This is a genomic window from Prevotella sp. oral taxon 306 str. F0472 (genome assembly GCF_000257925.1).
Taxonomy (GTDB): domain Bacteria; phylum Bacteroidota; class Bacteroidia; order Bacteroidales; family Bacteroidaceae; genus Prevotella; species Prevotella vespertina.
The window spans coordinates 19637-39111 of the sequence record NZ_AJIN01000009.1 but is presented as its reverse complement, the minus strand read 5'-3'; the positions used below and the strand labels follow the sequence as shown (position 1 = coordinate 39111).

Sequence of the window (19475 nt, the reverse complement as noted above, 5' to 3'; positions counted from 1 at the left end):
ATCAGAATCTTATATACTCCTTTCATCATTTCATCAAAATAAATGATTAAATGTTTGTGAGTAGTTCTTTGGTCGCGGTGTAGTACCTACCTGTCCTCTTGATGGGCGAATAGTTCCTGAAGCTATTGTAGTCAATCTGATAGGTGAGATAGGTAAGACTGTTGGGAGCAGGCGAGAGCTTCCAAATATCCTGCACAATCCTACGGACTTGGCTTTTGTCAGCCTTGCAGCCTGTGTTGTTTAGTAGGCACACCATATCATTGATACAGAAAGAATACTCGGTAACCACCATCTGCTCCATTACCTCTAAGCAGAGTTCAGACATTTCCAACTCTATCTTATTTCTATTGCTGCGTATTATACGCTGTAGAGCGGGTGTAAAAGTCAGCTTGGGTGCAAACCACATACGACTTTCCTTTTGGGTAGATAGCGTGCGATGCTGCAGGAAATAAAGAAAGGCAGGTATCTCGGCTTTCAGCTTTTGCAGAAAGTCGGTGTCGTCACTATCAAGCCTGTTTATTTTTCTTACCCAATATCGGTTTTCTCCCACATCAATGATGACAGGGAGTAACTCGTTATTGGAGCAGAGCACGAACTTAGCAAAGAAGGAGATTTCGTCTCTGTCTTTGCCTTTTGCTTCCACCTTATAAGAAAGTGTCGTACTGAGGTTTTTGAGCCGCTCGCTATCTTCCCTGCGGTTGAGCAAAACTTCGTCCACAACGATAAGCAGTTTCCCTGCCCAATCAGCATTGAACTGGCTGCGAAAGTCCTCATTCGTGTTGAAAGTTACATTATTCTGGAAGACAGCTTTAAGGAAATTAAGGAATGTACTCTTGCCTGTATTCCTTTCTTCTGAAACCATCAAAAGGATGGGAAGTTTCTGCACGGGTTGGAGATAGAGTAACTGCAAGTAGTCTATGCCCAACTCATATTGCTCCCCGAAAATGTGATGTACCAGGGATTCGATGTGTGGAAACTCTCCTTCTTTTGGCTGGTGCCCTATTGGTTCATAGAGATTAAGAAACTTATCGATCACAGGTTGATAGTTCACATGGTTGGGAACTGTGCAAAAGCCGTCATACTTTGGGACTGTGGCTATGAAATCCTTTCCATAGTCCTGCCGCAATGTCTCATTGTTCCACACAATACGCTTTTTGGCGAAACCGCCATTGATGCGTGGTTGGTTCACAATCTTGTATAAGGTTGTGCCAACACGGATAAAATCTTCGTGTGCCATAAGTTACTTCTGCATTAAAGGTTTGCTGCCCATGATATACCTTTGGGCTTCTTGATTTTTCTGTGCAGAAGTTTTAATAGGGTTCTGCCGTAGCCATGCTTCAAGTTCTGCTTTCTCAAAGTAAAGCATCTTTCCTTGTGGCTTGTAATGCGGTATCAAGTTCCCAGAAGTAAGTTTGTAGAGATAACTCTTGGATAGATTTAGGAACTTGCTTGCTTCCTCGAAACTAAGCACGTTCTTGTTCATGAAAACCAGTTGTTCGAGTTCTTCAACTCGCGTTTCTAATGTTTTGTCCATATTGCAAACATTTTGAATTAAACAATATGAAGGTGCACCTTCGCTAATTATTCGTTAACGAGGGCAAAATTAGAAACGATAAAAGTAATTGGCATTGAGCAATGTTTGAGGTATCAACCTATGCTCAACCTTTTTTCAGTTGTTTGATGTATTTATCAATAGTTTCCCATCCTTTCGGCTGCTTCATATTGATTTGGTCTGTTGCAGTGGAAAGATCGGTGCGTGTCAGTGATGTATCTTTTGTCTTCCCTAATACAAGTTCATTACGAGCAATCGCAGATTGCCATTCATCTGTAATGAATCCTTTCAGATTAAGACTCTGCATGAGATATGCCAGTTGGCGGTTGTTGTTTGATTTCAAGACACCTTTTAGTTTACAAGCAAAGAAGTCTTTGAGAATATTGGAGGATATGTTGGTCGTGAATAATTGAATTTCGTTGATGCAAGTGGTAAGAATCTCTATTTGCTCTTCCGTAAAATCAGATTGAAATGGATTTATTTCTTTACCAACAATGACAGGTTTCTTTTTCTGCTCACATGGTTCATCGTTTACCAAAATTGAAGAGCGAGGCTGAACGGTTTGTACCTCTGTCAATTCTATGCGGTCTATTTCTCCCATGAGATATTCTGTGTAGCGTTCATACAAAATAGCATCGACAAGATAAGAGAACATCGGCAGGGCATCATTATAGTAGATATGTGCCTCAATGTACTTTGCATATTCAAATGAAGATACGGGGAAAGAGGTATATTTCTGTTTTTGTTCTTTGGTCAGTGATTCAAAAAAGGTACTTTCCCACAAGAAGTCGCCAGCATTGTAGTACTCCTCTACACATGCGAGAGCAGAATGATTGAGATAGATGGAAGAAAGTTCATCGGTTATTCGGATATATTCTTTCTGCAAAATCTCTTTGAACTGTATATTGTTGATGCAACCTTTCTTCCTCAGAATATTTCCAATGAGCACATTGTAGGTCTGAGTAATGCAATAGCTTAATATTCGTTGAATACTGTCAAGCTGTATCTTTAGATTGTCATTTTCCATTTTTTCAATTTTCTAAGATAGGTATTGTTTACAAAGATAGGGCATTCGTTGGAGAAAAAGCCAAGAAAGGGAAATAAACAGAATAAAAGGGAAGAGTTGTCGTTAATTAAATATAAAACTAAGAGGCGAAAAGCTATAAAAGTACACCTTTCTCATTGTTTTGTTACAAAGTACACTTTTAGTACATACTGAAAAAGAAAAATCCCTTGTAAATCAGCGATTTACAAGGGATTTGTAGTACCCAGACCCGGGCTCGAACCGGGATGGGTTGCCCCACTGGTGTTTGAGACCAGCGCGTCTACCTATTCCGCCATCTGGGCTTGGCTTGCTGTTTAAGAACAACGAGTGCAAAGGTAGGTAGATTTTCTGAATGTGACAAATTTTTGAGTGATTATTTCAAGACAGGGGCATGATTAATTAGAGTTTAGGGTATTTAACACTGAAAGATTTGGTAGAATAAGATATAAAAGGTAACTTTGGAGAAAAGACATAAACAGGTTAGCTTAAACAAATTATGACTACGACACAGAACAACTATTGTGTAATACTAGCTGGAGGAAGGGGTCGTCGCCTATGGCCAAGCAGTCGGAACAATTATCCAAAACAGTTTATTGATTTCTTCGGTGTGGGTCGCACACAGCTTCAACAGACCTTCGATCGCTTCTCTCAGATTCTTCCAAAAGAGAATATATACATCAATACTAGCCGAGATTACCTTGACATCGTACGTGAACAACTCCCAGAAGTATCCCTTGACCACATCATGGCAGAACCTATACACCGTAATACGGCACCAAGTGTAGCATGGGCAGTGCACCGCATATCAATGTTTGATCCACGTGCAAACCTCATCGTATCTCCTTCCGATCAGAGTATCATCAATGAAGAAGCATTCCATCGTGATATCACCGAGGGCTTATTATTCATAGAGAAGAACGATGCCTTACTCACGATGGGAGTAAGTCCAACACGCCCAGAACCAGGTTATGGATATATTCAGAAAGGCGTTTATACTGGTCAGAACGATATCTATAAGGTGCAAGCCTTTACTGAGAAACCTGACAGAGAGTTTGCTAAAATGTTCATGACAACTAAGGAGTGGTATTGGAATACAGGCTTATTTCTTGCTAACATACACTATCTTTGGCAATGCTTTACGAACTTTCTTCCATCCGTCATACGCAGTGAGGAACAAACAAGAGAGATAATGAGTATTGAGGAAGAAGATGCCTTTATGCAAGAGAATTTCTCGCTTTATCCGAATATATCACTAGACTATGGTCTACTTGAGAAATCGAATAACACCTATGTAAAGAAGTGTCATTTCGGATGGGCTGATATAGGTACTTGGCACGGAATCTATGAGACAATGAGCAAGAAGGAAGGCGATAACGTCATTATAGACTCCGATGTCATCTTAGAAAACTCAGCCAATAACGTTATCAAATTACCGAAAGACAAATTAGCTGTCATCAATGGGCTCGATGGTTATATAGTAGCAGAAAAGGACAACGTATTATTTATCTGCAAGAAAGAAGACTCCTCTGCACTTGTGAGGAAATATGTCAATGAAGTACAGATGATTAAAGGAGACAAATTTATCTAACCTCTCTCTCCTATCCATCTCATATTCCGTCTGACAATACGTAACACCAATTATAAAACAAGAACGAGGACATATACCTTATTATATATGTCCTCGTTTTTGTTATCTACTAACAAACAAGACTCTATTTGTCTAACTCCTGGAACGCTTTAAATATCTTTGCAGCTATTTCCTGTTGCTCTTCAGCCTCAACTTTTACATGATGTTTGAAATCAACATCAGCCTCACTATTCATTGGCAATAGGTGGATATGAGCGTGATTAACTTCTAACCCCAACACAACTTGTGCCACCTTCTTACAAGGAAAGACCTCCTTTATAGCACGGGCAACCTTTTTTGCAAAGACTTCAAAGGCTGCCAAATCCTCATCACTCATATCGAAGATATAATCAATCTCCTTACGAGGAACCACCAAAGTGTGCCCCTTCGTTACAGGATCAATATCCAAGAAAGCATAGAACTGATCATTCTCTGCACATTTGTAACTAGGAATCTCACCTGCAGCAATCTTACTAAATATTGTCATAAAAAGCCTCCTTACTGATTAAACATCAATTGAAATCTTATCTATACGCAACTTGATTGTTCCTCGAGGGATTGTTATCTCAACCTCATCCCCTACCTTCTTATTCAACAAGCCCTGCGCAATAGGTGTCTTTATTGATATCTTATTTTGCTTTAAGTTAGCCTCCGTTTCACTTACGATAGTGTACTTCATCTTAGCCTTAGTCTTAACGTTTGTCATCTCAACTGTGGACATAATCTGTACAGCCTCAGTGCTTAAACGTGACACATCAACAATCTTTGCCTGCGCAACTGTCATCTTCATCTCTGCAATACGAGCCTCTAAGTGGCGCTGAGCCTCCTTTGCTGCATCGTATTCAGAGTTCTCACTCAAGTCACCCTTATCAGCAGCTTCAGCAATGGCAGCCGATGCCTTAGGGCGTTCAACAGACTCTAAATACTGCAAATCGGCTACGAGTTTATCGTAACCTTCCTGTGACATATAAGCCATAATATCTCTTTTTAAATAATTAATACGTTTTTCAATAGACATAAAAAACATAGAATTCCAACATAACTTACCAATGTCGGAATCCCATATCCTCAAATGTCTTAATCTTTATATTCTGCTGCAAAGATAACTCTTAAATATGAGATAGCAAAGTTTTAGAGGTTAAAAATACTTTTAAAAACAAATCTCTATATTGCTGCTAACCAATGATTACTATTAATCTAACACATTTATAGGTATAAAAGAGGAGTCTTTATTACAATTTGAAGATATATAATAAATTTCGCTTGATATATATCAATAAATCAAACAAGACGTAAAAAAGACAATAAAAAACTTGCATGTATAAAGAATACTACCTATCTTTGCATCGTGTTTTTCATAGTATTAGATTTAAGGTTAACAAAGGTTGGACTACAGCGGTAGTCCTTTTTTTATGTCCTTAAGTCTCATCTAGCCAAGAAATAGAGACTAATACGCTTATAATAAGGAGTGTTGCGGCACATAAACAAAGACTTTTACCCATACTGATTGAGTCTTTATCCTGTCTTGTACGAAGCATATCTCAATCATACAAACATGTATCTAAGACAGACATTATTACTTTTTAAATTAGAGGGAACGCCCTTCTCCATTCAAAAAGAGCGTTTTCTTGACGTGAGAAGAGGCTCTCTTCTTATGAAAGAAAGCCTCTCTTTATCAATAGACCAACAATACATGAATCAGAAACAACAGCTTATACAAAACAAAAATGCTTCGAATCCCACTTTATATGTGGGTTCGAAGCATCTTATTAATCATCTTAAGAAACGCTATTTATCTATTACGAATCATGTTCAAGAAGTATTCATGCACGTGTGTATCTGCATCTAATTCAGGGTGAAAAGCTGTCACCAGCTGGTTACCTTGTCGTGCAGCTACAATCCGATCATCCACCTTTGCCAATACTTCCACAGCCTCTGTAGCATCTTTTATATAAGGAGCTCGAATAAAGGTCATCGGTATCTGACCTTCAATCCCCACAAATGTAGACTCTACTCTAAAGCTACCTAGCTGCCTTCCATAGGCATTGCGTGCTGTAGTTATTTGCATTGTACCCAATCGAGGAGGTGCAGGAGCAGTTTCACTATTACCCTCCACGTCACGAGAAAGGAGTATCAAGCCCGCACAAGTGCCAAAGACTGGTAAGCCATTCTCTATTTCTTCACGAATAGGCAACAATAAACCTAATTCATCCAAGAGCTTTCCTTGCGTCGTACTCTCGCCTCCTGGGATAATCAAAGCATCTTTCTCCTGTAACCAATCCTGCTTTTGACGCACTTCAAAGCAGTCTACTCCTAACTTGCGGAGTATCATCTCATGTTCAAGGAATGCCCCTTGCAGAGCGAGAACAGCTATTCTCATTGTCCACGTTCAGCCATGAGCACCTCTATCTCATGCTCGTTGATACCCACCATAGCCTCACCTAAGTCTTCAGATAACGCTGCCAAAGCCTTCGGATCATTATAGTTTGTAACGGCTTTCACTATGGCTGCGGCACGCTTAGCAGGGTCTCCACTCTTAAAGATACCCGACCCTACGAATACACCTTCAGCACCCAGTTGCATCATCAAAGCGGCATCGGCAGGTGTTGCCACACCACCAGCTGCGAAGTTAACCACTGGTAGTTTGCCATGCTCATGCACGTATTTCACCAAGTCATAAGGCACCTGCAACTGCTTAGCAGCCTCATATAACTCATCCTCACGCTTGCTTACCAGTTCACGAATCTGGCTCTGCATCAGTCTCATGTGGCTCACTGCTTGCACCACATCACCCGTTCCAGGCTCCCCTTTCGTTCGAATCATTGTAGCGCCTTCAGCGATTCGGCGCAATGCTTCTCCTAGGTTACGAGCACCACAGACAAACGGTACATCAAACTGGTTCTTATCGATATGATAGATGTTATCAGCAGGTGACAACACCTCACTCTCATCGATATAATCAATCTCAATTGCTTGCAGGATCTGAGCTTCAGCAATGTGTCCAATGCGGCACTTAGCCATCACAGGGATAGTAACCGCTTGCTGAATACCCTTGATCATCTTAGGGTCACTCATACGTGAAACACCACCTGCTGCACGAATGTCAGCGGGTATTCGCTCCAAAGCCATTACTGCACAAGCACCCGCAGCTTCGGCTATTCGTGCCTGTTCAGGTGTAGTTACATCCATGATAACACCGCCCTTTAACATCTGAGCGAGATTACGATTTAATTCTTGTCTATTAGTCATATTGATTTGATATTAATGTTTTCTCCATTCTGTCGGAGCCTGTCCCATCTGCTTCTTAAAGAACTTTGAGAACTGAGCTTGCGAACTAAAGCCAAAATCATAGGCTATTTCTTGGATAGTTGATTGCGTTGTACGCAACTGACAGGACAATGCCTCTGCCAGCGTGTGATCGATGATACTCTTCGGCGACTTGCCTGATATGCGATGAGCCACTTGTGAGAGATAACGTGGCGAAACGTTCAGGCAGTCTGCATAAAAGGCTACATCACGGTTCGTTCGATAGTGCTTCTGTACTGCTTCTAAGAACTCGTTGTACAACAGACTACTGCGTCCACTTAGGTCGCTCTTGCGTGCAACGAGTGTTCGGATGTATTCCTTTGCATGCTTTATAGCATCTTCCATCGTTTCATCTTGGCTTAGATAAACCGCAAGGGCCGATGAGAAACTATTTGAAAGACCATGCTGTAACACTTCATCCAGCACTAATGAGCGTACACCTTGCTTATTAGCACTTATCGAAGCTGTTATTTCAGAATCCTGTAATGAGGTACAATTAAAAATTCGTTCAGCATCACTTTCACGCAGAATAACCATAGAACAAAGGGGCAATAAGCGGTGACGAATCTGCATAATAACGTCATCTGTCATCAGTCGGTCACCATTGCTTGCCGTCACAATGGGGTCATAAATAATGTGATGAGGTCTATATTTCGATAGAGCTTCTACAATAACAGCAAGCGTCTCGGTCGTTCTTATCATACCAATCTTCACCGTATCGGGTTGCATATCATTGATGATTGCTTCAATCTGACCCTTTACAATATCAGCAGGAAGATCATAGAAAGCCTGAATACCCACGGTATTCTGCACCGTAATTGACGTGACTGCAGACACTGCATAACCACCCAATGCGGCTATCGTTCTGATGTCAGCTTGCACACCAGAGCCTCCCGTACTATCCGAACCAGTTATTGTGAGTATTGTCTTCAATGGTCTTTTAATTATATTTTGACTACAAAGTAAAGAGAAAATATCCATTCCTGCAAGACTTGTTCCTATATTGACAAGAAAAACTAAAGTTATGACCTCTTTTGTTACTCATACCTCTTATTATTATAGCACACTACCGAATGAGACTAAAAGAATCTAGGAACTATTAGGGAGGTAATGGTTGATAACAATAGAGAAGAATACCTACAAACAGGTATTGCGTCGTTAACAATAAACAACTAAATTTGTCGCAGATTTACAAACTCATATACTATAATGAATAAAATCTTAATGTTTTTGATTGCTTTGATGTGTTCGCTCGCATCAATGGCACAAGGAACCGATGCCATGTTATTCGGTGACGTAAAGGCAAAAGAGGGTGGACAACATCTTCCACATGCCACAATCAGAGTGAAAGGTACAAACCTTAAGACTCAATGTGATGGTACAGGGCACTTCAAACTAAGTAACTTACCACTCGGAAAACAAACTATCATCGCCACACTGGATGGTTATCAATCCCAGGAGAAGGAGGTAGTAATGACCGAGAACAAAGGTACTGATGTTTATTTCGAGCTTGAGAAAGACCCATTGGAACTTAGTCAAGTGGTGGTAACAGGTACTCGCACAAGTCATTTTATTAAGGATGTGCCTATCAGAACAGAAGTTCTTACATCTCAAGCTCTCACTAAGAAGAACGCACAAAACCTCTATGAAGCTCTAGAAGGTGTACCAGGAATCCGCGTAGAACAGCAATGTCAGTTCTGTAACTTCTCTGAGGTACGTATGCAAGGGCTTGGTGCAGAGCATACACAGGTGCTTATTGATGGTGAACCAATATACTCTGGACTTGCAGGAGTATATGGTCTTCAGCAGATGGGAACGAATGATATTGACCGACTTGAGGTTGTAAAGGGCGCAGGCTCTGCCTTGTATGGAAGTAGTGCAGTAGCTGGTGCCATCAATATCATCTCTAAGGAACCAACCTTCGAGCCTACCATCAATGGTGATATACAATTCGGTAACTATGGCTTTAAGGGCTATAAAGGCTCTGGTTCTATGCGTTACAACAACATTGGTATCAGTGTCTTTGCACAAAGAGCAGAGATGGATGCTATCGACGAGACGCAAGACGGACTTACTCGTAAGGAGGTGAAGCATAAGGATGGGGTATCTGATCGTGTAAACGAAACGATGAATAACCTTGGTTTCAACCTCTACTTCTATCAGCCATTTACAAAGAATGATAAGCTTGTGTTGCGTGGTAAGGCTATAGACGAGCATCGATTCGGTGGAGTTATGACCAATAATCAATATTTAAACCCCTATACTGATCAGACAGAGGACATCCGCACGAATCGACTCTCTGCTGATTTGACTTATAACCTACCACTGGGTGCGCATTCAGAGTTGAATCTTTCAACCGCATACGTATACCACAAGCGCAATGCAACGAATGATACTTTCCTCCATGACTACATGGATTCGCACAAAGATCCAGCACATCCAGATGAGGACGGAGCTACTCCTCCTGTAGAGATGATGCGCCCTTACATTGCTAAGGAGCACACGGTAACTCCTTCGCTCACCTTCACTTCTATCTTAGATAAGCATACATTACTTGCAGGAGTGCAGGCTTACTTCACTCGCTTACGTGAGACTGGACTATATGTAATCTCTGCTGAAGACGAAAAGACAAGTCCTTATTACGGCGTACCATACACTTCTATCGGCAAGAAGCACGCTAACGAGGTTGGTTTCTTCGTACAGGATGAATGGAACGTAACACCTAAGTTGACCGTTGTTCCTGGTATTCGCCTCGACTCTCACAGCTCTGGTGAAGAATATTCTACCAGCGTGAAAGTTTCAGATAGCGCATTCCCTTCAACGAAGTTCAGTAAGACAACCATCAATCCACGCATTGCTGTGAAGTATGAAGTTACCCCATCGCTCATCCTTCGTGCGAATATTGGAACAGGATTCCGTGCTCCTTATGGTTTCTCAGAGGATCTCCACCTATGCAGTGGTTCACCACGTGTATGGAAATCGTCTAACTTGAAAGGCGAACGCGCCATCAGTTATAATCTTTCGGCAGACTATTATAGCAAGCAGTATCAGTTCAGTATAAATCTATTCCGCACCAACCTAAAGGATAAGATACAATTCTCTCCTGCCGACGATGAGGTTAAGAAGTTTGGATACTCGTATCAATGGGAGAATGTAGATGACGCTTACGTACAGGGAGTAGAGCTTGGAGCAAAGGCAAGTATCGCTCGTAACCTCACGGCAGGCGTCAACTGGACATTCAATCAAGGTAAGTTTAAGCACGAACGTGCCGAGTGGTCTGACCCTAATGATGAGTCAGTAAAGGAGTTCCCACAGCGTCTTAAATACGCTAAAGAGAGTCGCAACATCTCTCGCTTCCCTGGTATGACAGGCGACTTCGATATCGACTACACTCCTGGCACATGGACTTTCTCTCTCACAGGATCATTACAAGGTAGCATGTACATCGACTATAACTCCGAAGACTCAGGTCAGAACTCTAAGATCAAGAAGACTTCTACGTTCATGCTATTCAACTGTCGCGCTTCAAAACGCTTAGGAATGTGCACCATCTATGCTGGTGCTAAGAACATCTTTAGCTATATCCAAGATGAGAAACACACGGATGACGCTGCCTTTATGTACGCCCCTGTCTATGGTGCAACATGGTATGTCGGTCTCAGTGTGAAGCTATAACTCTCTGATCATTTATATAGTAAGAGTCGTATTGTCTGGTTGACAATGCGGCTCTTTTTGTTGCTGTTACATACGTGTAATATCCATCAAGACATTCCACTTTATGGGAGTAAGCTAACTAATTCAAGCCTTGAGACTATGTGTTCCAGATATTTGAGACTATGTGTTTCAGAGTTTGAGACTATGTGTTTCAGATATTTGAGACTGTGTGTTTCAGAGCCTGAGACTGTGTGTTTCAGAGCCTTGAGACTGTGTGTTTCAGAGCCTGAAACTCTATGTCTCAAAACCTGAAACAATAAGTGTCATGGTTTGAATCCAATTTGAATAGGTGCATAAAAAGACATAAGACGCATGAGAAAGGAAACAAGGGAGAAATAATGCGGAAATGTATTAGACAAAGAGCACGAACAGAATTCAAAAGGATTTAAATAAGAATAACTCCCCCTCCGAACGGAGAAGGAGCGTTTAATGAGTATGCCTTAAAGCATTAATGCGTTGCCCGATAATAGGGTGAAACAGCGAAAGCATTCGAGGCTTGCGTGTTCATAGAAGGGTCGGAAATGGTGATACCAGAATAGGTGGTGATGGGATATATAACACCATTTCTATCGACGACTGCCGATAGATAGGACGGTGTATGCCGTTTGTAAGGGACAAGCAGATTGAGCTGATTGCGGAATTGAGATAGAAGGATAGGCTCGTTAACTGCCCTCTTCTCAACATAATCTCCCATATCGAAGAAGATTGAAGGATTATATCCATCCATCGTTTGAATATTAGTGACTGGCACCGAGACAAGGTTTGTTGAATGGTTTATTTGTCGCATGATATTCACCATGCCTTCAGCTTGGGAGCAGTCGATAACACTGATTGTTCCGTATGGACTTGAGTAGCTGCTATAGAAGTTATAGAACTCATCTACTACATTCTGATAGTTTGGATTACTCTTAGTAAGCTCATTCCACAGCTGTTCATAAGGCATACCATGCGCCATAATCTCCGTTGGGCAACCAATAAGATAATGCGCACTATGTCGCAACTCGTAGGCTACCTCAATCGTTGACATATAGCAGTCATCGAAGAGGATATACTGCATTTTACCTATGCCCGATTGTGCAATACCTCGATCTAAGATAGAAATATCTGTCTTGTAGGTATCACCACCAAACCAACGGGTTAAAGGTTTTGATTCTACATCACGCCATCTTTTCTGTAAAGTATTCGAGACACTAGTACGTGTACCTGCATAAGAAGGAATCCATCCCATACCATGGCAACCCACAATCATGGAGTAATTGCGTGCTGGTGCGTATGCTTTCACACGGGTGAGAAGACTACTTATCCATCGAGACGTGTTCAATTGCTGGTTGGGCTGCGTGTTATCAAACTTCGCCAATGTATCATCTACACATTGACCACGTTGATACTTAACATTGATCAATGCGCCCTTCTCTGGAGCTTCAGATATAAATACAACCAATCGTTTATTGCCTAATCCACCTTCATTAACTATGGCTTGCTTCATGTCACGCAGGTTCGTCTTAAAGTAATCATACAAACTATAAGGGTCGCCCGACCATGGCATATAAACGATGATGGTATTATCTACTTCATTTGCATTACCATTCGTATTTGGGTCTGGTAATGGATCATCAGTACAAGAAGACAATGCAATGACTGCAATCAGCTGTAGGAAAAAGAGGAACTTCTTCATTCTATGCATATTAAAACTCGATTGGATACATCAAAATAGTAATCTTTACTTATAAGAGGGAACGTTATCTACAACGTTATTATTCCTTTCCTTTTATAAAGGGAAAGCCTTGCAACATCACAAGAGATGTGGTAAGGTTTCCATAGTCGTATTGGGAGTAAGTCGAATGACTTACTTTACAATAATCAAAGAGTAATTCTTCTTACCTTTCTGGACGAGAAGATATTTCCCATCGATGAGATCTTCGGCTGTTACAGGCTGATCGAAAGCTGCGAGCTTCTCCTTATTCAAGGATACACCACCACCCTTCACGAGCTTGCGCATCTCGCTCTTACTGGGGAAGATCTGCATGCCTTCCTGATTGAAGACATCAACGGCAGGCTGCCCAAGAACGTCCTTTGACACCTCATAGTGTGGTACATCCTTAAAGACATCAGCGAAGGTCTGCTCATCTAACTGCAATAGATTCTCTTTCGTACTCTTACCGAATAAGATATTAGAAGCGGCGATAGCCATATCTAGATCCTCTTGCGAGTGAACCATACGAGTAACTTCTTCAGCTAAGCGACGCTGCAATGTACGGCGACCAGGGTCTTGACGATGCTCTTCGATAAGCCCATCTATAACATCTTTCTCAAGTGATGTGAAGATCTTAATATACTTCTCAGCATCATCATCGCTCACATTCAACCAGAACTGATAGAATGCGTATGGTGTTGTGCGGTTGCGATCGAGCCAGATGTTACCACTCTCTGTCTTACCAAACTTCTTTCCGTCAGCCTTAGTAATTAGAGGACAAGTAAGGCAATAAGCCTCAGCCTCACTACCAAGAGTACGACGAATAAGCTCGGTACCAGTGGTCATATTGCCCCATTGGTCATTACCACCAAGCTGCAACTTAACGCCGAATTTCTCATATTGATATAAGAAATCGTACCCCTGCAAGAGCTGATAAGTAAACTCTGTAAAGCTTAGTCCATCACGAGCCTCACCATTGAGACGCTTCTGAACACTGTCTTTAGCCATCATATAGTTGACCGTGATGTGCTTACCCACTACACGAGCAAAGTCCAAGAAGGTGAAGTCCTTCATCCAATCATAGTTATTCACCATCTCTGCCTTATTAGCTTCGTTGCCATCAAAGTCTAGGAACTTACTAACCTGCTTCTTGATAGCCTCTTGGTTATGATATAGTGTTTCAGCATCGAGGAGATTACGTTCCTGGCTCTTACCTGACGGATCACCAATCATGCCCGTAGCACCTCCTACGAGTAGATAAGGCTTATGTCCACAACGCTGCAAATGGCGTAGCATCATAATACCACACAAGTGTCCAATATGCAATGAGTCAGCTGTTGGGTCTGTACCTAAGTATGCTGAAACCATCTCTTTCTGGAGTAATTCCTCTGTACCCGGCATTATTTGAGCCAGCATACCACGCCAACGGAGTTCTTCAACAAAGTTCTTCATCTATATTCTTTATTTATGAAAAGGGTAAAAGACATAGGGTGATTGGAAACCAACCAATGCATCAAAGCCCTTATCCTATATTGATATTCTATAATTATTACGTATTGGTAGCCCTGTTATTGTACCTTAGTAGTATTCTTTCTTACGGCACAGGGTCATATCCACTGCCACCCCAAGGATTACACCTCAGTATTCTCCATATTGCAAGAGCAAGTCCTTTGAAGGGACCATGCTTCATTATTGCTTGTCTGGCATACTCTGAACATGTGGGGGTAAAGCGACAAGACGGGGGCGTGAAAGGTGAGATAAACTGGCGATAGAACAATATTGGGAGTATTAATAACCACGACAAGCCACGTGACAGAAAGCTTAGAACCTTCTTAAAAGGATTCTTGTATTGCTTATCCTGCTGTATTCTATCGTCTTCAAGTTCTTTCATTAGATACGTTCTCCTATTCGATGAAGTAAGTTCTCCACTCTTTCTTCAACAGTAACAGAACTTGCTAACTCATTAGAAAGCCAAATAAAGGCTATGAGTAATCGCTTATTGGTCATCTCCGCCATACGTGGGAAGAGTAACTGCTTATGCTTACGATAAGCCTCACGCACCTGCCGCTTCACTCGATTACGCTTCACGGCACGTTTGAAATGCTTCTTAGGAACACTGATTAAAACCTGCACATCCACCATAGAGGGCACATCCTCTATATGCGTATCAACATTCCTTGCCTCCGTTCCATCAGTCAGTCGGTATACAGCTTTCAATGGGAAAGACGTCATAGCATGGCTACCACCTGTACCAAAGAGCGTATCTATAAGCTTCTTACTACACAATCGCTCTTCTTTCCTCAGTCCTTCTCCCTGCTTCTCCATACTACTCAGTTACGGATTCCAGCTCTATTCCCATTCAAAACATGAGAAAAGAACCATCTATTACTTACTCATCTTTTGCTTTTCCAAGAAGTCCCTCAACGCACCAGTCATAGAGGTGTGCTGCTTAGAAGGAGCTTGTAAGTCTAATTTCAAGCCCTGCGTTTCAACCTCCTTAGCCGTTGCAGGACCAAAAGCAGCTACCTTTATATCACCTTGCTTAAAGTCTGGTATATTCTCTTTCAACGCCTTTACACCCGTAGGACTAAAGAAGATGAGCATGTCATAATCGAAGTTCTTCACTTCTTCGTCCGTCAGTCCGTTGCTGACCGTACGATACATTACACACTCCTTATGCTTTAGCTTGTTAGCATCTAACAACTCCGAAATAGAATCTGTATGTACAGAACTTTGCGGAACAAGGTATTTCTCGCCTTTATGCTTCAGCATTGTTGGAATCAAACTATCAATCTTTCCAGTAGTTCCAAAGAACACCTTACGCTTACGATACTGCACATACTTCTGGATATAGAGTGCGATTGTCTCAATAACACAGAAGTACTTCATGTCTTCTGGTATGGTTATGCGCATTTCCTTGGCTAGATTAAAGAAGTTATCAACAGCATGTCTCGATGTAAAGACTACTGCAGTATAATCTAACAGATTAATCTTCTGCTGACGGAACTCCTTCGCTGTGAGTCCTTCAACCTTAAAGAAAGGTCTGAAAACAAGCTCCACTCCCAAGTCCGTTGCTATATCGTAATAAGGCGACTTATCGCTTGACGGCTTCGGTTGTGAGACCAAGATCTTATTTATCATTGTGTCCTAAAAGTTTATAATCAAATAGTTATCTGTAATTACTAACATTCCCCATAATACCATCATCGGTATCATTTCGAGTGCACAAAAGTACAAAATTATTTGCAGACTGACAGCTATTCTCTTGAAAAAGATGGTATAACTCTTATAAAGAGTAAGCATTTTAACGAATAAAACAACAATTAGCGCATAAACAAATGCTGCTTGTAACGACAAGGAGAAATATATCTGCAACAGGACTAAAGGGAATAGCAGCACCCCCTCAAGAGATGATAGAAAGAGCCAAGTACGTCCCCATTGTCCATTACTTTTACTATCAAAGAACACCCAGTTTACGAGTTTATAAAGCAGATTCTTTATAAAGAAATACCCCATAAAGATGCCAAAGAAGCATCCAATAACACTCAATTGTGAATCTGTCTGAAGCCCCCCATAACCGCTCCCATGCGTAAAGAAATAATAGAGAATACTAAAAAGTAGCGATGTCTGCGCTATTAAAAAGAGCTGAAACCGAACTTCATACGCTGTTTCTGTGACCACATCTTTACTTCTAGCAACATGAAAGAAACTCTTTATCTGCTTCTCTATGAAATTGCGAGAGACCGAGAATGCAATCATCGCCATCACAAAACAACCTAGAAGTAAGGCTGTCACTGTATTGTCATTACTAACAGCATAGTGCGATGGAACGCCCTGCACACCATCTGCATGTGCGTTTCCACGCCCTAGTTTAAAGTATTTATTACCTTTAAAATAACCTTCTTCTGCAAAATGAATATCCGTCAGCTGAAACGTTTTCTGCTTCTTTGGGCACAATAAACCCAGCGAGTCAACCTCTTGACTCGCCTTAGCCACAGTATCAGTCTTCGCTTTCTTCGTTGCAGCCAAAGTCGACTTCAACAGCAAAGAAGGACGAGTTATAGAATCAGTTGTCGGCATCTGTCACTTTAAAGTCCGAACGTTTTCTTTATCTCTTCAACTCTATCTAACTTCTCCCAGGTGAAGAGTTCCACCTCAATAGACTTCGTTTCATGATAACGGCTATTGAATACCTTCTTTACAACCTCATTCTGTCTTCCCATGTGTCCATAAGCAGCAGTCTCCAAATACATGGGTTGACGGAGCTTTAATTGGCGTTCGATAGCCTTTGGACGAAGATCGAATAGGCGCTGAATCTGCTCTGCTATCTCGGCATCAGACGCCTTCACATGTGAGCGACCATAGGTATTTACGTACACACTAACAGGTTCTGCGACACCAATGGCATATGCCAACTGCACTAGCATCTCATCGCTAACACCTGCAGCAACCATGTTCTTGGCTATATAACGAGCTGCATAAGCGGCAGAACGGTCTACTTTACTAGAGTCCTTACCAGAGAATGCACCTCCACCATGGGCTCCCTTACCACCATAGGTATCAACAATAATCTTACGACCAGTCAACCCAGTGTCTCCATGAGGACCACCAATAACGAACTTACCAGTTGGGTTCACCAAATACTTAATGTCATCATTGAACAGAGCCAACACCTTCTCTGATTTGACTTGAGCCTTTACACGTGGCATAAGAACCTCTAGCACGTCCTTGTGAATCTGTTCCACCATTGCTTTATCAGCCTTCAACTGCGCTTCTTTACTATCATTAGTAGGTTGAATGAAGTCGTCGTGCTGTGTAGAAACTACTATCGTATCAATACGCTGAGGGATGTTATCATCGCTATACTCCACTGTTACCTGGCTTTTAGAGTCTGGTCTAAGATAGAGCATGTGCTTTCCTTCCTTGCGTATATCTGCCAACGTACTCATAATAAGGTGTGCCAAATCAAGTGTAACAGGCATGTAATTGTCAGTTTCATTGCATGCGTAACCGAACATCATACCCTGGTCTCCAGCGCCTTGATTATCATCATCACCATTATCTACACCACGATTGATATCATCACTCTGCTCATGAATGGCGGAGAGAATACCACAACTATTACCATCAAACTGGTATTCAGCCTTTGTGTAACCAATATTATTAATTGTCTTACGGGCGATTGCCTGAAGATCAACATATTCCTTTGAACGCACCTCACCCATGATCACAACCTGACCAGTGGTATTGAATGTCTCAATAGCACAACGAGCATGCTCGTCATAAGCCAAGAATTGATCTAGTAAAGCGTCACTTATCTGATCGGCAACCTTATCTGGATGTCCCTCAGATACTGATTCCGATGAAAATAAATATGCCATATATTTACCTTATATATTATTACTTTGTTAATTATCCATTGTTATTTTAAGGTTGCAAAGTTACTGCAAATTAGCCGGATAACAAAATAAGGGCTTAATATTTATACATTATTATAGTGGTAGAAAAGTCTATTCTGTCATCCGACTAACGCACAATCGTGGCGCTTATAAACTATAGGTAGAGCACCGAAGCATCAAACGAACGAGTATCTTTCACACATGTGTACATCATTAACTCTGACAATTGCTCATTCATTTTACCGACAGTCTCTTTCACGCCCTCTGCTCCTTCTTGAAGTAAGGGCTTTAAGATTCCACGTCCCACTGACACTGCGTCGGCTCCTAAAGCCAATGCTTTATAAGCGTCATAACCTGTATCTATACCGCAATCCACAAACAATGAGATTCCAGAACCTGCTAGTGCTACCTTGATCTTAGGCAGAACCATCAGCGGAGCGACACCAAAGGGGATACGACCATGATGATGAGAGATAACAATACCAGCACATCCTGCGTCCTTGCACTTTAATGCATCTTGCACAGAAAGGACTCCTTTAGCGATAAAAGGAGTATTACCAGCAGCCTTCACATACTCCTTTAAATCGGAAAGAAGCACTGGTCCGAGGGGTAAACCATCCACTATATCGTATCGCCCATTCGTTCCTGGAACGTGATCAATATCTACTCCCACAGCTATTGCACCATGTTCGATGGCAAAGCGAATCTGATCTAGAATCATCTCATGGTCTGCGAAGGGCTTTATAATGCGTACTGTCCTAGCCCCCTCAGCTGCTATCTCGGCATACTCTTCGTCTGGCTCCATACCAACCCAGTTCACAGTACGCAGGTCTCGAGCTGCCTTGGCATATTCCAACATGGGCTTCTTACCATTCTTCAACACCTTATTGAGGTGCGAGAAAGCTGGCATCATAATCGGACTATCAAACTCCTCACCGAAGATAATTGTCTTCAACGAAGGCTCAACAGCATCAATAACACGCATCTCCACATGGATGGAATCCAGATAAGAGCGATTGTAAACGTTTGCATCATCTGCACGACCACTTGTAACAGGTATCATCCCTGCTGGTCCTGGCCACGGACTCTTAATGTTGTTATCCATATTTTTCTTTTGAAGTTACTATTTCGAGAAGTGA

18 protein-coding genes and 1 tRNA gene are annotated in these 19475 nt (G+C 41.7%); 2 read left to right on the top strand and 17 right to left on the bottom strand.

Annotated elements, in window-relative coordinates; genetic code table 11:
• Nucleotides 1-46 precede the first annotated feature (46 nt).
• The 4 genes from HMPREF9969_RS00400 to HMPREF9969_RS00385 form a co-directional block, all read right to left on the bottom strand.
• The gene (locus tag HMPREF9969_RS00400) at nucleotides 47-1237 is read right to left on the bottom strand and encodes a primase-helicase family protein (protein WP_009433920.1); all 1191 of its coding nucleotides are present in this window, start codon (nucleotides 1235-1237) and stop codon (nucleotides 47-49) included.
• Between the two features lie 3 nt (nucleotides 1238-1240).
• Nucleotides 1241-1534, bottom strand: a complete 294-nt coding sequence (locus tag HMPREF9969_RS00395) for a helix-turn-helix domain-containing protein (RefSeq protein WP_009433880.1) — start codon at nucleotides 1532-1534, stop codon at nucleotides 1241-1243.
• A gap of 124 nt (nucleotides 1535-1658) precedes the next feature.
• Nucleotides 1659-2579, bottom strand: a complete 921-nt coding sequence (locus HMPREF9969_RS00390) for a hypothetical protein (protein ID WP_009433951.1) — start codon at nucleotides 2577-2579, stop codon at nucleotides 1659-1661.
• A 238-nt stretch (nucleotides 2580-2817) separates the two neighbouring features.
• Nucleotides 2818-2899, bottom strand: a tRNA-Leu gene (locus HMPREF9969_RS00385).
• Nucleotides 2900-3093: 194 nt separating this feature from the next.
• Between HMPREF9969_RS00385 and HMPREF9969_RS00380 the strand changes: the two genes are divergently transcribed.
• On the top strand, nucleotides 3094-4185 hold the full coding sequence (locus HMPREF9969_RS00380; protein ID WP_009433874.1) for a mannose-1-phosphate guanylyltransferase: 1092 nt from the start codon (nucleotides 3094-3096) through the stop codon (nucleotides 4183-4185).
• Between the two features lie 124 nt (nucleotides 4186-4309).
• Here the strand turns inward: HMPREF9969_RS00380 and HMPREF9969_RS00375 are convergent, their stop codons facing one another.
• The 5 genes from HMPREF9969_RS00375 to HMPREF9969_RS00355 all read right to left on the bottom strand — a co-directional run bounded on the left by HMPREF9969_RS00375 (nucleotide 4310) and on the right by HMPREF9969_RS00355 (nucleotide 8463).
• Nucleotides 4310-4711, bottom strand: coding sequence for an HIT family protein (locus HMPREF9969_RS00375; protein ID WP_009433882.1), 402 nt, complete (start codon nucleotides 4709-4711; stop codon nucleotides 4310-4312).
• An 18-nt stretch (nucleotides 4712-4729) separates the two neighbouring features.
• On the bottom strand, nucleotides 4730-5200 hold the full coding sequence (gene greA, locus HMPREF9969_RS00370) for a transcription elongation factor GreA (RefSeq protein WP_009434004.1): 471 nt from the start codon (nucleotides 5198-5200) through the stop codon (nucleotides 4730-4732).
• Between the two features lie 816 nt (nucleotides 5201-6016).
• Nucleotides 6017-6604 (bottom strand): pyridoxal 5'-phosphate synthase glutaminase subunit PdxT, encoded by a 588-nt coding sequence (gene pdxT / locus HMPREF9969_RS00365; RefSeq protein WP_009433914.1) that lies wholly within the window; start codon nucleotides 6602-6604, stop codon nucleotides 6017-6019.
• Nucleotides 6601-7473: a pyridoxal 5'-phosphate synthase lyase subunit PdxS gene (gene pdxS, locus HMPREF9969_RS00360; protein ID WP_009434012.1), complete on the bottom strand. Its 873-nt coding sequence runs from the start codon at nucleotides 7471-7473 to the stop codon at nucleotides 6601-6603. The genes pdxT and pdxS overlap by 4 nt, the downstream gene beginning before the upstream one ends.
• Before the next feature lie 12 nt (nucleotides 7474-7485).
• Nucleotides 7486-8463 (bottom strand): hydroxymethylpyrimidine/phosphomethylpyrimidine kinase, encoded by a 978-nt coding sequence (locus HMPREF9969_RS00355; protein WP_009433975.1) that lies wholly within the window; start codon nucleotides 8461-8463, stop codon nucleotides 7486-7488.
• 276 nt (nucleotides 8464-8739) lie between these two features.
• Between HMPREF9969_RS00355 and HMPREF9969_RS00350 the strand changes: the two genes are divergently transcribed.
• A complete protein-coding gene (locus HMPREF9969_RS00350) occupies nucleotides 8740-11205 on the top strand; it encodes a TonB-dependent receptor (RefSeq protein ID WP_009433904.1) in 2466 nt (821 codons plus the stop codon).
• Between the two features lie 487 nt (nucleotides 11206-11692).
• On the opposite strand, the gene HMPREF9969_RS00345 is transcribed toward HMPREF9969_RS00350, so the two are convergent.
• From HMPREF9969_RS00345 to HMPREF9969_RS00310, 8 genes are all read right to left on the bottom strand, one after another.
• Nucleotides 11693-12919, bottom strand: coding sequence for a clostripain-related cysteine peptidase (locus HMPREF9969_RS00345; protein ID WP_009433955.1), 1227 nt, complete (start codon nucleotides 12917-12919; stop codon nucleotides 11693-11695).
• A gap of 171 nt (nucleotides 12920-13090) precedes the next feature.
• Nucleotides 13091-14389 carry a tyrosine--tRNA ligase gene (gene tyrS, locus HMPREF9969_RS00340; protein WP_004384512.1) on the bottom strand — a complete coding sequence of 433 codons (1299 nt, stop codon included), beginning with the start codon at nucleotides 14387-14389 and terminating at the stop codon, nucleotides 13091-13093.
• 142 nt (nucleotides 14390-14531) lie between these two features.
• On the bottom strand, nucleotides 14532-14828 hold the full coding sequence (gene yidD, locus HMPREF9969_RS00335; protein ID WP_009433976.1) for a membrane protein insertion efficiency factor YidD: 297 nt from the start codon (nucleotides 14826-14828) through the stop codon (nucleotides 14532-14534).
• Nucleotides 14828-15262 carry a ribonuclease P protein component gene (gene rnpA, locus HMPREF9969_RS00330; protein WP_009433898.1) on the bottom strand — a complete coding sequence of 145 codons (435 nt, stop codon included), beginning with the start codon at nucleotides 15260-15262 and terminating at the stop codon, nucleotides 14828-14830. Before rnpA ends, yidD begins: the two co-directional genes overlap by 1 nt.
• 60 nt (nucleotides 15263-15322) lie before the next feature.
• Nucleotides 15323-16078 carry a uroporphyrinogen-III synthase gene (locus HMPREF9969_RS00325; RefSeq protein ID WP_009433905.1) on the bottom strand — a complete coding sequence of 252 codons (756 nt, stop codon included), beginning with the start codon at nucleotides 16076-16078 and terminating at the stop codon, nucleotides 15323-15325.
• A gap of 6 nt (nucleotides 16079-16084) precedes the next feature.
• Nucleotides 16085-17017 carry a DUF4271 domain-containing protein gene (locus tag HMPREF9969_RS00320; RefSeq protein WP_009433998.1) on the bottom strand — a complete coding sequence of 311 codons (933 nt, stop codon included), beginning with the start codon at nucleotides 17015-17017 and terminating at the stop codon, nucleotides 16085-16087.
• A gap of 8 nt (nucleotides 17018-17025) precedes the next feature.
• On the bottom strand, nucleotides 17026-18318 hold the full coding sequence (metK, locus tag HMPREF9969_RS00315) for a methionine adenosyltransferase (RefSeq protein ID WP_009433931.1): 1293 nt from the start codon (nucleotides 18316-18318) through the stop codon (nucleotides 17026-17028).
• 172 nt (nucleotides 18319-18490) lie between these two features.
• Complete coding sequence (locus HMPREF9969_RS00310) at nucleotides 18491-19441, bottom strand: FMN-dependent dehydrogenase (RefSeq protein ID WP_009434013.1); 951 nt, start codon at nucleotides 19439-19441, stop codon at nucleotides 18491-18493.
• Nucleotides 19442-19475: the final 34 nt, after the last annotated feature.

Excerpts from the sequence above, each read along its gene's own strand:
- HMPREF9969_RS00400 (WP_009433920.1), bottom strand. The coding sequence starts at position 1,237 with ATGGCACACGAAGATTTTATCCGTGTTGGCACAACCTTATACAAGATT.
- HMPREF9969_RS00395 (WP_009433880.1), bottom strand. The coding sequence starts at position 1,534 with ATGGACAAAACATTAGAAACGCGAGTTGAAGAACTCGAACAACTGGTT.
- HMPREF9969_RS00390 (WP_009433951.1), bottom strand. The coding sequence starts at position 2,579 with ATGGAAAATGACAATCTAAAGATACAGCTTGACAGTATTCAACGAATA.
- HMPREF9969_RS00380 (WP_009433874.1), top strand. The coding sequence starts at position 3,094 with ATGACTACGACACAGAACAACTATTGTGTAATACTAGCTGGAGGAAGG.
- HMPREF9969_RS00375 (WP_009433882.1), bottom strand. The coding sequence starts at position 4,711 with ATGACAATATTTAGTAAGATTGCTGCAGGTGAGATTCCTAGTTACAAA.
- greA (WP_009434004.1), bottom strand. The coding sequence starts at position 5,200 with ATGGCTTATATGTCACAGGAAGGTTACGATAAACTCGTAGCCGATTTG.
- pdxT (WP_009433914.1), bottom strand. The coding sequence starts at position 6,604 with ATGAGAATAGCTGTTCTCGCTCTGCAAGGGGCATTCCTTGAACATGAG.
- pdxS (WP_009434012.1), bottom strand. The coding sequence starts at position 7,473 with ATGACTAATAGACAAGAATTAAATCGTAATCTCGCTCAGATGTTAAAG.
- HMPREF9969_RS00350 (WP_009433904.1), top strand. The coding sequence starts at position 8,740 with ATGAATAAAATCTTAATGTTTTTGATTGCTTTGATGTGTTCGCTCGCA.
- HMPREF9969_RS00345 (WP_009433955.1), bottom strand. The coding sequence starts at position 12,919 with ATGAAGAAGTTCCTCTTTTTCCTACAGCTGATTGCAGTCATTGCATTG.
- tyrS (WP_004384512.1), bottom strand. The coding sequence starts at position 14,389 with ATGAAGAACTTTGTTGAAGAACTCCGTTGGCGTGGTATGCTGGCTCAA.
- yidD (WP_009433976.1), bottom strand. The coding sequence starts at position 14,828 with ATGAAAGAACTTGAAGACGATAGAATACAGCAGGATAAGCAATACAAG.
- rnpA (WP_009433898.1), bottom strand. The coding sequence starts at position 15,262 with ATGGAGAAGCAGGGAGAAGGACTGAGGAAAGAAGAGCGATTGTGTAGT.
- HMPREF9969_RS00325 (WP_009433905.1), bottom strand. The coding sequence starts at position 16,078 with ATGATAAATAAGATCTTGGTCTCACAACCGAAGCCGTCAAGCGATAAG.
- HMPREF9969_RS00320 (WP_009433998.1), bottom strand. The coding sequence starts at position 17,017 with ATGCCGACAACTGATTCTATAACTCGTCCTTCTTTGCTGTTGAAGTCG.
- metK (WP_009433931.1), bottom strand. The coding sequence starts at position 18,318 with ATGGCATATTTATTTTCATCGGAATCAGTATCTGAGGGACATCCAGAT.
- HMPREF9969_RS00310 (WP_009434013.1), bottom strand. The coding sequence starts at position 19,441 with ATGGATAACAACATTAAGAGTCCGTGGCCAGGACCAGCAGGGATGATA.